The organism is Arthrobacter bussei, from assembly GCF_009377195.2.
GTDB classification, from domain to species: domain Bacteria; phylum Actinomycetota; class Actinomycetes; order Actinomycetales; family Micrococcaceae; genus Arthrobacter_D; species Arthrobacter_D bussei.
Map to the genome: position 1 here is coordinate 127,463 of NZ_VJXX01000001.1, position 11,437 is coordinate 138,899.

Annotated in this window: 11 protein-coding genes, 1 tRNA gene and 1 other RNA gene; 8 read left to right on the forward strand and 5 right to left on the reverse strand. The window is 69.3% G+C overall.

Features of this window, described 5'->3' with window-relative positions; translation table 11 throughout:
• The first annotated feature begins 257 nt into the window (after positions 1 to 257).
• From orn to def, 4 genes are all read left to right on the forward strand, one after another.
• Positions 258 to 860: an oligoribonuclease gene (orn, locus tag FNH21_RS00635; RefSeq protein WP_152811568.1), complete on the forward strand. Its 603-nt coding sequence runs from the start codon at positions 258 to 260 to the stop codon at positions 858 to 860.
• Between the two features lie 135 nt (positions 861 to 995).
• Positions 996 to 1,068 (forward strand) — tRNA-His (locus tag FNH21_RS00640).
• 153 nt (positions 1,069 to 1,221) lie between these two features.
• The gene (locus tag FNH21_RS00645; RefSeq protein ID WP_152811570.1) at positions 1,222 to 2,394 is read left to right on the forward strand and encodes an acyl-CoA dehydrogenase family protein; all 1,173 of its coding nucleotides are present in this window, start codon (positions 1,222 to 1,224) and stop codon (positions 2,392 to 2,394) included.
• 5 nt (positions 2,395 to 2,399) lie between these two features.
• A complete protein-coding gene (gene def / locus FNH21_RS00650) occupies positions 2,400 to 2,972 on the forward strand; it encodes a peptide deformylase (protein WP_152811572.1) in 573 nt (190 codons plus the stop codon).
• A gap of 57 nt (positions 2,973 to 3,029) precedes the next feature.
• Here def and FNH21_RS00655 read toward each other — a convergent pair whose 3' ends face one another.
• Together FNH21_RS00655 and rnpB are read right to left on the reverse strand one after the other, a co-directional pair.
• Complete coding sequence (locus FNH21_RS00655; RefSeq protein WP_152811574.1) at positions 3,030 to 4,325, reverse strand: MFS transporter; 1,296 nt, start codon at positions 4,323 to 4,325, stop codon at positions 3,030 to 3,032.
• Positions 4,326 to 4,877: 552 nt separating this feature from the next.
• Positions 4,878 to 5,269, reverse strand: an RNA gene (rnpB, locus tag FNH21_RS00660) — RNase P RNA component class A.
• A 101-nt stretch (positions 5,270 to 5,370) separates the two neighbouring features.
• On the opposite strand from rnpB, the gene FNH21_RS00665 reads away from it, so the two are divergent.
• Positions 5,371 to 6,132: a peroxide stress protein YaaA gene (locus FNH21_RS00665; protein ID WP_191931467.1), complete on the forward strand. Its 762-nt coding sequence runs from the start codon at positions 5,371 to 5,373 to the stop codon at positions 6,130 to 6,132.
• Between the two features lie 84 nt (positions 6,133 to 6,216).
• On the opposite strand, the gene FNH21_RS00670 is transcribed toward FNH21_RS00665, so the two are convergent.
• The 3 genes from FNH21_RS00670 to FNH21_RS00680 form a co-directional block, all read right to left on the reverse strand.
• Positions 6,217 to 7,104, reverse strand: coding sequence for a reverse transcriptase-like protein (locus tag FNH21_RS00670; RefSeq protein ID WP_191931723.1), 888 nt, complete (start codon positions 7,102 to 7,104; stop codon positions 6,217 to 6,219).
• 53 nt (positions 7,105 to 7,157) lie between these two features.
• Positions 7,158 to 7,907, reverse strand: coding sequence for a CT398-like coiled coil hairpin domain-containing protein (locus FNH21_RS00675; RefSeq protein WP_191931468.1), 750 nt, complete (start codon positions 7,905 to 7,907; stop codon positions 7,158 to 7,160).
• A 168-nt stretch (positions 7,908 to 8,075) separates the two neighbouring features.
• Entirely contained in the window at positions 8,076 to 9,044 is a 969-nt protein-coding gene (locus FNH21_RS00680; protein ID WP_152811576.1) for a Nif3-like dinuclear metal center hexameric protein, read from the reverse strand.
• Positions 9,045 to 9,185: 141 nt separating this feature from the next.
• Here FNH21_RS00680 and msrA point away from each other — a divergent pair, with 141 nt between their 5' ends.
• From msrA to epsC, 3 genes are all read left to right on the forward strand, one after another.
• Positions 9,186 to 9,710, forward strand: coding sequence for a peptide-methionine (S)-S-oxide reductase MsrA (gene msrA, locus FNH21_RS00685; protein ID WP_152811578.1), 525 nt, complete (start codon positions 9,186 to 9,188; stop codon positions 9,708 to 9,710).
• Positions 9,711 to 9,820: 110 nt separating this feature from the next.
• The gene (cysK, locus tag FNH21_RS00690; protein WP_152811580.1) at positions 9,821 to 10,756 is read left to right on the forward strand and encodes a cysteine synthase A; all 936 of its coding nucleotides are present in this window, start codon (positions 9,821 to 9,823) and stop codon (positions 10,754 to 10,756) included.
• Between the two features lie 90 nt (positions 10,757 to 10,846).
• Positions 10,847 to 11,434, forward strand: a complete 588-nt coding sequence (epsC, locus tag FNH21_RS00695) for a serine O-acetyltransferase EpsC (RefSeq protein WP_191931469.1) — start codon at positions 10,847 to 10,849, stop codon at positions 11,432 to 11,434.
• Positions 11,435 to 11,437 lie beyond the last annotated feature (3 nt).

Below are 11,437 nucleotides of genomic sequence, written 5' to 3' on the forward strand. Positions count from 1 at the left end.
CGGAAGCAGCAGGGTTACCCAGATCTCCCCGCAGCCCTGAGCGAACTGTTCGAATATTAGCATCGGGTGACGCCCCGGGTCCGGTAGCCGCCGTCCACGGCGGCGCGGCGACAGGGGGCCTCGTCCTGTGCCCGACGGCCAAAAGCGGTCTGGTCCGCTGCCACTCCGGCTGCCCGTCACGGGGCGTGCCTTGCCTCTCCCGCGGACCGACCCGCGCCTCTGCGAAGCGCGTGGGCGGCGGACGGTACATTGGTCGGATGCCGATATCGAATGAACACATCGTCTGGATCGACTGCGAGATGACGGGCCTGGACCTCATGAACGACGCGCTGATCGAGGTCGCCGTGCTCGTCACGGACGCCGAGCTCAACATCCTCGGCGATGGTGTGGACGTCGTGATCAAGCCGGCGCCGGAGGCGCTCGCGCAGATGGGCGACTTCGTGCGCACCATGCACACCACCTCCGGTCTCCTCGAGGAGCTCGACGGCGGCATCAGCATGGAGGACGCGCAGCAGCAGGTCCTCGACTACATCCGGACCCACGTCCCCGAGCCCCGCAAGGCCCAGCTCGCGGGCAACTCGGTCGGCACGGACAGGAACTTCCTCCTGCGCGACATGCCCCTCGTGACCGATCATCTGCACTACCGGATCATCGACGTGTCCACGATCAAGGAGCTGGCCCGCCGCTGGTACACCCGCGCGTACTTCCAGTCGCCGGCCAAGACAGGCGGCCACCGCGCCCTGGGGGACATCGAGGATTCCATCCGGGAGCTGCGCTACTACCGGGCGGCCGTCTTCGTTCCCGCACCCGGACCCGACTCGGCCACCAGCAAGGCGATCGCCCGCAGCATCGTGTCCTGACCCCGCCAACCGGCGTCGACCCGGCGTCGGCAGGCACTGTCCGGAGCACTCCGAAAAGTGTGTAAACTTGTATCCGCTGCCTTTCGCAGACAGCCCGGACGGAGGTTCTCGCCGGGCCGGACAGCGAAGCACATGGTGGGTATAGCTCAGTTGGCAGAGCGCCTGGTTGTGGTCCAGGAGGTCGCGGGTTCAACCCCCGTTACTCACCCTCAGTCGTCAGGATGACTCCTGACCACGAATGCCGTCCCGGAGATCATCCGGGGCGGCATCCGCATTTTTCGGACCCCGTACGCCCACGCCTTCCGGACGCAGCCTGCACAGGCCTGCGGTTCCGGCGGCCGAGAGCACCGAAGGACCCACCATGGAACGCACAGTGTTCGACGAGGATCACGAGCTCTTCCGCGACGTCGCCCGCGAGTTCAACGAGCGCGCCGTCGCTCCGCACTACGCGGACTGGGACAGGCAGCACATGATGGACCGGTCGGTATGGACGGCCGCCGGGGAGCAGGGCCTCCTCGGGTTGGCGGTTCCCGAGGAGTTCGGCGGTGCCGGCATGCCCGACTACCGCTTCCGATCCGTCCTCGACGAGGAATTCGCCCGCAGCAACCATCTGTCGGTGGGCCTGGCGTTCCACCTCCACGACGACCTGGTCCTCCCCCACCTGCTGGCGCACGGCTCCGACGACCTCAAGGAACGCTGGCTCCCCGGGATGGTATCGGGGGAGATCGTGACCTCCTGTGCATGGACGGAACCCGGAGCCGGCAGCGACCTGCGCGGGATCCGCACCAAGGCGGTGCGCGACGGCGACGACTGGCTCATCAGCGGCCAGAAGGTCTTCATCGGCAACGGGATCAGCGGGGACGCGTCACTCGTCCTCGCGCGGACCGATGGCGGTTCCGGTCGGGGCGCCAGCGACTCGTTCTCCCTGTTCATGGTGCGGAAGGGCGAGGGATACACGCCGGGCCGGCAGCTCGACAAGATGGGCTTCCACGCCTCCGACACGGCCGAGCTGTTCTTCGACAACGTGCGGGTCCCCGGCACGGACCTCGTGGGCGAGGTGGGGCAGGGCCTCCGCTACAGCCTCGAGCAGATCCCCCAGGGCCGGCTGGGCATCGCCGTGGCGGCAGCCGCCCTCGCCCGGGCGACGTACGAGCAGACCGTGCGCTACGTGACGGACCGGAGCGCCTTCGGTGAGCGCGTGCTCGATTTCCAGAACACCCGCCACGTCCTCGCCGACATCCTCACCGAGGTCGAGGTGACGGAGACGTTCGTGGACCGCGCAGTCCTCGCCTTCAACGCCGGCAGCCTGACCCCCACTGCTGCCGCGCAGGCGAAGCTGTGGGCCGGCGAACGGGCGAAGTCGATCACGGACCGCTGCCTGCAGCTGCACGGCGGGTACGGCTACATCCTGGAGTACCCCGTGGCGCAGGCCTTCCTCGCCGCAAGGCTGCTGACGATCTTCGGCGGTACCAGCGAGATCATGCGCGAGTCCATCGGCCGCACGATCGCGGACCGCGCCGCACGGAAGAGGTAGTCCCCATGACCGTCCACCCCATAACGATCACCGGTGAGCCGGTCCTGCATCAGCGCGCCCGGCCCGTCGAGGAGTTCGACGACGCCATGCGCACCCTGATCGCCGACATGTTCGAGACGATGGACACCGCCAACGGGGTCGGTCTCGCGGCGCCGCAGATCGGCGTGGGCCTGCGGATCTTCGTCTACGGCATGGAGAACGACGACGACGTGCCCGCACGGGGAGTCATCGTCAATCCCACGCTCGTCACATCGAAGATCCCGGGCTCGGAGCCCGACCCCGACGAGGAGTCGGAAGGATGCCTCTCCGTCCCGGGTGAGGCGTTCCCGCTCAAACGCGCCGACTGGGTGCGGGTCTCCGGCTTCGACGGCGACGGGGGTCCCGTGGAGTTCGAGGCGACGGGGTGGTTCGCCCGGTGCATGCAGCACGAGAACGACCACCTGGACGGGAAACTGTACGTGGACCGGCTCAACGCCAAGCACACCCGCCGCGCCAGAAAGGCCGTGAAGGCGAACGGATGGGGTATCGCGGGGCTGACCTGGATGCCCGGAGTGGATCCGGACCCCTTCGGTCACTGATCGCGCCACCGACTGAGCCGCTCCCCTCGGTGGCACCGGTCGCTCACGTGGCGAGCGTCAGGACGAGGGCTTCGGGATGTGCTCCTGACCCACCGGCGCGGGCGCTTCGACGAGGTCCTCGAGGCGCGTGACACCCCGCAGCGGACCCAGCAGGGCGACGAGCGGAGCCGAGCAGGCGATCACGACGCCGACGAGGATCGCCTCCCTGATCCCGATCGACTCCGCGAGCAGACCCGCCAGGAGACTGGCGAGGGCGAGCATGCCCCAGCTGACCGTCCGGGACGCGGCGCCCAGCCGGCCCATCATGCCCGGCGGGCACACGCGCTGGCGGAAGCTGGATCCCACCACGATGTTCCACGAGACGCTCGCTCCCATGACGAACATGCCGAGCAGGCCCCAGAGCATGCCCCAGCCGGGCGAGAGCACCAGCAGGGATGCGTACCCGAGGACCCCCGGCACCATGGACCACCGCCAGAGAGGACCGGAGCCGATGCGCTCCCCCAGGGCGTTCGCGGTGACCCCTCCGACGGCTCCCCCGACCGACGCTGCGGCCAGGAGCAGACCGAGCCAGACCTCGGACTCGCCCAGCGTGCGGAGGACCAGGAGCACGAGGAGGGACGCCGCGATGTTCCCGCCGAGGTTCCACAGCGCGGCGTTGAGGAGGAGCGCACGCAGGGGTGCGGTGCTGAACGTGTAGCGCAGCCCGTCCGCCATCTCCCTGAGGATGGGGCGCTTGGCCGGTGGCTGCACCACCTCCTCGACGTCGAGCCGCTGCACCGCGAGGAGCGAGACGATCGATGCCGTCAACTGCACCAGGAGGGTGTTGGAGGCGCCGGCGAACGTGGTCAGCCACCCTGCCATCGCGCGACCGGCTGCATCCGCTGCCGCCCCCGTTCCGGTGATGAGTCCGTTGCCCTCCATGAGCTCGTCCGGCGTCACCGCCTGCTGGACCAGGGCTGCATCAGCCAGCTGGAAGAAGACGGAGGCGATGCCCGCCACGAAGGCGACGACGAAGAGGAGGGGCGTGGACAGGAAACCGAGCCAGTACCCGATCGGCAGCAGGCCGAGCACGAGCACGCGCACGACGAGCGCGGCCATCATCACGGGCTTCCGCGGCAGCCGATCCACCCAGACACCGATGAGGAGTCCGAGCACCAGCCAGGGGAGGAAGGTCATGCCCGCCAGCGCTGCGACCTCGAAGTTGCTGGCCTGCAGCTCGACGGCCGCGATGATCGGGAGGGCCACGGCGGCCACCGCGTTACCCAGGACGCCGGACGTGCTCGAGACGAGGAGGGCACGGAAGTTGCGGTTGCGCGCGACGAGTCGTCGCTCCTGCATACCCCCAGCGCTCATTCGAACACCATAACCGAGCCGCTGTAGGCCTCCCGTCGAGGCACCGCCATTCGGAGCGAGGACTTCAGCCGCCCTTGACGGGCGAGCACGTTCCACCGATAATCATTCGCCTCGGCAATCAAACTGTGCCGCCTGGTAGAAGTTCCCGGTTTCTCCCCTGGCGAAGAGCGGCGTCTCGCGATTGCCGTGACCGGGTCGGAGGCGGACCATTGAGGTGGAGGGTCATCCCGCGGTCGTTCCCCCAGCAGCATCGCGGTCGATGCCCCTTCGAGGCGGCTATAGACGCCGGACGGTCCCCCTACCTCTTGAGACCGGGTACGGGGGGCCGTTTCATGCGCGGTCCGGATTCTGCCGGCGTCGCGTGGTGAGCCGAGCCGAGGCGAACGGACCGGCCCCGAAGCCCCAGCAGTAAGCCGGCCCGTTCATACCGTCGCGCTTGCGTACGAGACCCGCGGCGGTCCTCACACAGTAGGCCGCTCGGCGGGCGCGTACAACGGGCGACGCGCCGACCCCGCGGCGGAAAGACATCATTGACGTGATTCGGCCGGTCGAGGGATGGGTCGACCGATACGCCGGGTTCTGTCATCGCACACCGTTGCCGCCGTGCGAGTGGCGACCATCCATCTACGGACGCCGTTGCCGACGCCCTCCAGCGGCCTACCCGTGCACTCGGGCGGGCAGCCCTCGAACGCGCACTGTCTGGCCTTGCTCCGGGTGGGGTTTACCGAGCCGCACCGGTCACCCGGCACGCTGGTGGTCTCTTACACCGCCTTTTCACCCTTACTCCCCTTCACGCCGGAGCGTGGTGGGGAGCGGTCTCTTTTCTGTGGCACTGGCCTGCGGGTCACCCCGAGTGGGCGTTACCCACCACCCTGCCCTAGGGAGCCCGGACGTTCCTCGGTGGCCCGCGCAAGCGGGCTCAACGCGGCCGCCTGGTCGACCCATCCGTCATCCATTCTAGGGGTTCGGTCCCGCTCCTCCGGTCGGCAGGCAGGCGGGTGTCCGCGCGTGCGGCCGGCCCGTCGAGATCCGATACGGTTGATCGGTGCTGATCCTCCTCCCGCCCTCCGAAGGCAAAGCCGCAGCGCGGAAGGGGGACCCCCTCGTCCTCGAGGATCTCGCGTTCCCCGAACTCACGAAGGCCCGCAGGACCGTCCTCACGGCGCTGAAGGCAGCAAGCGGTCACGACGACGCCCACGCGCTGCTCGGCGTCGGAGCATCGCTGGCGGAGGACGTGCGACGGAACCTGGTCCTCGAGGCCGCCGCTGCCGCCCCCGCCCACGACGTGTACTCCGGGGTCCTCTACGACGCGCTCGGGTACGCCACGATGACCGCGGTGCAGAAGCGGCGGGCACGCGAGCAGTGCGTCGTCGTCTCCGGCCTGTGGGGAGCCATCGGGTTCGGCGACAGGATCCCGGCCTATCGCCTGTCCATGGCCGTGGACCTACCCGGCACCGGACGGCTGGCGAGCTTCTGGAAGCAGCACCTCGCCGCACCCCTGACCGGGCGCGCCGGCACGGACCTGATCGTCGACTGCCGTTCCAGTACCTACACCCCGGCATGGGCCCCGCCTCCGCAGCAGACGGCCGCCGTCAGTGTCTTCCAGCTCCGCAACGGGAGGCGAACCGTCGTCTCGCACTTCGCCAAGCACACGCGAGGCGAACTCGCGCGCCACCTCCTGACGCGGCGAGGCACGGCACCCACCTCCGCGGAGGCGCTGCTGCGCGCCACTCAGGAGCGGTGGCCGGCGGAGCTCACTCCGGCGACGGCACGGAAGCCGGCCCAGCTCGCCATCCTCATCGACTGACCACCGTCCACCCGCCGTGCCACGCGGAAAACGATCCTGACGCACCGCATGCGCCGCGTGCAGGGTCCCCGACCCCAGGAGTATTCAGCGGGCGACGAGCTCCACCTCGAAACCCTCGGCGTTCTCGAGGTAGGCGGCGTAATGGCCGGCACCACCTGCATAGGGGTGCTTGTCGGGGAAGAGCAGCGACCAGCCGTGACTCGCCGCGCGGCGCACCAGGAGGTCGACGTCCGCCCGCGAGCCGGCGTGGAACGCGAGGTGGTTCACGCCCGGGCAGCGGCGTTCGTGGTGTCCCGCCGCGAGGTCGGGACCGCTCTCGAGCACGACATAGAAGTCGTCGGATCCGTAGCTGGTGCCGTCCCGCCATGACTCGCGCTGCGGGAAACCCAACCGCTCGAGCAGCCAGCCGAGGCTCTCCCGCGACCCGGCGAGATCACCGGTCCACACCTCGACGTGGTGCAGCCTGCCCGCAGGTCGTGGCGCGGTGGGCGCGGGATCCGGCTCGATGGCGGCCATGGGAGCTGCCTGGGCGCGGGGCTTCCACTCGACTCCGGCCATGCCCGCATCCATGGCCTCGTTCGACAGCCGGTCGGCATCCTTGTTGCGCTCACGCGGGATCCACTCGTAGCTCACGCGCCGCGGATCGAGCACCTTCCGCGCCTTCGCAGCCAGGATCCGCATGTCGGCGTGCTTGATCTGCCACCGACCGGACATCTGCTCGACGACGAGCTTCGAGTCCATCTTCACGTGGACGGACGCGGTCGGGTTGATCTCCCGCGCGAGTTCGAGACCGGACACGAGACCGGAGTACTCCGCGACATTGTTGGACGCCTTGCCGATGTAGGCGGCTTTCTCGACGAGGATCCGGCCCGTGTCCGGGTCCCTGACGAGCGCGCCGTAGCCGGCGTGGCCCGGGTTGCCGCGGGACCCGCCATCGGCCTCGACGACGAGCCGTGCCGGGGCGTCCGTCACCGCCTCCCCGCTCTGCTGGTCCTGCTCGTAGGGGTCGAACAACTGCTCATCCGTCACGGCTGCTGGATCCCCCACTCGCTCGACCGCACGAGGATGCAGCCGGAGTCGGGACACAGCACGATGTCGTCCGGGGCGGCTCCGGAGATATCGGCCAGGTCGCCGGGGCTGAGCTGCATGCCCGAGCCCTCGGACTTGCCGTGGAACAGGCGCGCGGCGCCGACCCCGCGCCGCGCGAGGATCCGCTCGTACATGGTCAGGAGCGGCGCGTCGAAGGTCGCGGCGAGCTCGTCCCGCCGGGCCTGGACGGAACTGCGCTGTTCTTCGATGGCCGCCACCTCGGCGTCGCGCGCCTCCTCCAGGCCGCGCAGCTCGGCGCGCACGCCGTTGGTCCTGCCCTGTACCTCGAGCTGGGCGGACCGCGCGGCCTCCACGCGCTCCATGACGTCGAGTTCCACGTCCTCGAGATCGGAGCGCCGCTTCGTCAGGGAGGCCACCTCGTGCTGCAGCGCCGTCAGGTCCTTCGACGTCCCGGTTCCGCTGTTGAGCCGCTTGTCGTCGCGCTCCAGCCGGTTCACCACCGACTGCACCTCGTCCTCCGCACGCGTCAGTTCCCGCTCGAGGTCGCCGAGCTCCGTGGTGGCACGGACCAGTTCCCCGTCCACCTCGGCGACGCGCGCGCCGACGATCCCCAGTTCGGGATTGCTGCGCGCGGCGGCCGCCTGTCGTGTCAGCTTGTTGAGGGTCGAGTCGAGGGCCTGCAGATCGAGCAGGCGTAATTGTTCCTCGGGAGCAGCCTTGGCCACGGAAAACCTCCAGGATGGGGACGGGTGGTGCACGACGGGCGGGCGGGGGCGTCGTCCAAGCCTAGGCCACGGTGCGGGCGAGCACGGCGCGGGCGGACCGACGGGCGGCGTGCCGCGAGCCTCGACCGCGCGACGGACGACGACGGACTGCGGCGGCTCAGCGGCGGCTCAGCGGCCCGGGGTCAGGACGAAGTCCCACGGATCGGTGTTCACGCCGCTGACACGGATGTCGGTGCCGAAGCCCTGGTCCGACAGCACGTTGCCGAGGGCCTCGGCCGCGGGGGTGAGCCACAGCCATTCGCTGCCGAAGTGGGAGACGTCGATCAGGTACGGTGCGGCGCCTGCGGCCGCCTCCCGCACCTCGGACGCCGGATGGTGGCGCAGGTCCGCCGTGACGTAGACGTCGGCGCGGCTGGCCCGGACGCTGTCGAACAGCGAATCCCCTGCGCCGCCGCAGACGGCGATGCGCCGGACCATCGCGTCCTTGTCCCCTGCCACCCGGACGCCACCGGCGACCGCGGGGAGGATCGAGAACACCGAGGCGGCGAAATCTCCGAGGGTCGCCGGCGCGGCGAGGTCGCCCACCCTCCCGATGCCCTCCTCGGGCAGACCCTCGGCGGCGCGGGTGAGCGGCTCCACGTCCTGAAGGCCGAGCGCGTCGGCGAGGACGTCGGAGACGCCCCCGACGGCGCTGTCCCCGTTGGTGTGCACCGTGACGAGAGCGCAACCGGCTTCGATGAGCCGGTGGATGGCCTCGCCCTTGAAGCCCGCGGCAGCCACCGAGGAGACGGGCTTCAGGAGGAGGGGATGGTGGGAGATGATCATCGTGGCGCCCCAGTCGAGCGCCTCGTCGAGCACTGCGGCGGTCGGGTCGACGGTGAAGAGGATCTTCCCCACGCGGTTGCCGGACCGCCCGGCCACGAGGCCGACGGCGTCCCACCCCTCCGCCAGGCTCTCCGGCCACAACTCCTCGATGGCGACGAGGACATCTCCGACGGTCGGCGTGGCCGTCTCGTCGGACTCCGGCGCGGCGTCGGAGCCGGGTACCTCGCGCGCCGTGGGGTCGCCCTGGAGAGTCTGCCCGGTCGGCTCCTCAGTCGAGGGGGCGACGCCGGCGTCGTGCTCGTTGTTGTCCATGCCACCAGTAATACCCGCCCGTCGCACGGCCTCCAACTCGCACCCGGACCCGCCTCGGAGCTCACGCCGGACGCCGTCCGCTTTCACTGCGGGCTGATCCGCCGCGGGAATCTTCGGTGCGCGCCGCGCATTGACACAGTCATGAAGACATTTGTGCTTGGAGGGGGCTGTTTCTGGTGCCTCGATGCCCTTTACCAGAAGACCCGCGGCGTAACCGACGTCGTCTCGGGCTACACCGGCGGCCACACGAAGCATCCCGACTACGACTCCGTCTGCTCCGGCATGACCGGCCACGCCGAGGTCGTCGCGGTGAGCTTCGACGAGACCGTCATCCCCGAGGACGTCGTCCTCGACATGTTCTTCGTCTCCCATGACCCCACGACGCTCAACCGTCAGGGCTACGACGTCGGTACGCAGTACCGCAGCGTCATGTACTACCAGGACGCCGAGCAGAAGGCGCTCTACGAGGACGCGATCGAGAGGAACCAGGAGAACTGGAAGAACCCGATCGTCACCGAGGTCAGCAGGCTGCCCGAGTTCCACGTCGCCGAGGACTGGCACCAGAACTACTACGCCAAGCACCCCGAGCAGGGGTACTGCCAGGTGATCATCAATCCGAAGCTGTCCAAGGCGCGGAAATATTACTCCCAGTGGCTCGCCGCATAGGCGGTAGGGTCTCCAGCCGTTAGGCTGACCGCCGTCGTCACGGCGGATGGCTCGACGGTCCCCGCCGTGACGACGACTCCCCTCCCGACTCCAGAACAGGCAGGCCCCGCATGGCAAAGATCTACGACGACGTCACCCAGTTGGTCGGACGCACTCCCCTCGTGCGCCTGAACCGCCTCACCGAGGGACTCGATGCGCAGGTCGCCGTCAAGCTGGAGTTCTACAACCCCGCGAACAGCGTGAAGGACCGCATCGGCGTCGCCATCATCGACGCCGCCGAGCAGGCCGGCGCGCTGCGGCCGGGTGGCACCATCGTGGAAGGGACCTCGGGGAACACCGGGATCGCCCTCGCGATGGTCGGCGCCGCCCGGGGCTACAAGGTGATCCTGACCATGCCCGAGACCATGTCCACCGAGCGCCGGGTCATGCTGCGCGCGTACGGCGCGGAGATCGTCCTGACGCCGGGTTCCGAGGGAATGCGCGGCGCCGTCGAGCGGGCCAAGGACATCGTCGCCTCGACCGAGAACGCCATCTGGGCCCAGCAGTTCGCCAACGCGGCCAACCCGGCCATCCACCGTGCCACCACGGCCGAGGAGGTCTGGGAGGACACGGATGGCGCAGTCGACATCTTCGTCGCAGGCGTGGGCACCGGCGGGACCATCACCGGCGTCGGCCAGGTGCTGAAGGAACGCAAGCCCGGAGTGCAGATCGTCGCCGTCGAGCCCGCAGACTCGCCCATCCTCAACGGCGGAGCTCCCGGACCGCACAAGATCCAGGGCCTCGGCGCCAACTTCATCCCGGAGAACCTGGACCGCGACGCCTACGACGAGGTGCTGGACGCCACCGTCGAGGATTCCGTCCGCGTGGCACGCGCGCTCGGCACGCAGGAGGGCATCCTCGGGGGGATCTCGTCCGGCGCGATCGTATGGGCAGCACTCGAACTCGCCAAGCGGCCCGAGAACGCCGGTAAGCTCATCGTGGCGATCGTCTGCGACTTCGGCGAGCGCTACATCTCCACGGTGCTCTTCGACGACATCCGCGGCTGACCCGGCCGCGAATCACCCCTGACAGCCGCTCCGATCCGCTGACATCACGTCCGGTCGATGCAGCACCACCACCCCATGCGAAGGTAGCCGGTGAGTTTTCTAGAACGATTGCGCGAGGATCTCGAGACGGCGCGCACTCATGATCCGGCCGCACGTGGAGACGTGGAGAACACCATCGTGTACTCGGGCCTCCACGCGATCTGGGTCCACCGCCTCACGCACCGCATGTGGCGTACCGAGGGCCTGCGCTTCCCCGCACGGGTACTCTCGCAACTCGCCCGGGTGCTCACCGGCGTCGAGATCCATCCGGCGGCGACGATCGGCCGCAGGTTCTTCATCGACCACGGCATGGGTATCGTCATCGGCGGCACGGCCGAGATCGGCGACGACGTCATGCTGTACCAGGGCGTCACGCTGGGCGGCCGATCGCTCGAGAAGGTCAAGCGCCACCCCACGATCGGTGACCGCGTGACGATCGGGGCGGGCGCCAAGGTGCTCGGTCCCATCACGATCGGCGCCGGGAGCGCGGTGGGCGCGAACGCCGTCGTCGTCAAGGACACCCCGCCGGACTCGATCGTGACGGGGATCCCGGCGACGTTCCGCCACCGCGACTCGCGGCGCGAGACACAGCCCGCGGTGGATCCGGCCGAGTACGTGGACCCCGCGATCTACATCTGAGCC